Origin of the sequence: Macrococcus brunensis, assembly GCF_004359615.1 — a bacterium.
GTDB lineage: Bacteria > Bacillota > Bacilli > Staphylococcales > Staphylococcaceae > Macrococcus > Macrococcus brunensis.
Genome location: NZ_SCWA01000054.1, coordinates 1 through 441, shown reverse-complemented (window position 1 = coordinate 441; position 441 = coordinate 1). Strand labels below are relative to the sequence as shown.

Annotated in this window: 1 protein-coding gene; it reads left to right on the top strand. The window is 22.9% G+C overall.

What is annotated here, in order from left to right:
- A partial coding sequence (locus ERX27_RS11180; RefSeq protein ID WP_133432859.1) for a class I SAM-dependent DNA methyltransferase occupies nt 1-441 on the top strand: 441 nt, incomplete at both ends.

Here is a 441-nt window from a genome sequence, read left to right as displayed (position 1 = left end):
GATATAAATTATAAGAAATGGGCTAAAACTATAACAAATATATGTGATGAAATTAACTTAAGTAAGATGGATTATTTAGATTTAGCTTGTGGTACTGGAAATTTAACAATACAAGTATCTCCGTATTTTAAAAGTGTATGGGCGGTAGATCTTTCTTATGATATGTTAACTGAAGCTGAGAATAAGTTTAGAGAAAATAATATAAAAGGTAAATTAGTATGGCAAAACATATGTGATTTAAAATTAAATAAAACTTTTAACTTAATAACCTGTTGTATAGACGGTATAAATTATATATTAGAAAAAAAATCATTAAATAACCTGTTTAAAAATGTATACAATCATTTAAAAGAAGATGGATTATTTATATTTGATATAAACTCTTACTATAAATTAAATAATATTTTAGGAAACAATCTCTTTAGCTATGATGATGAAGAG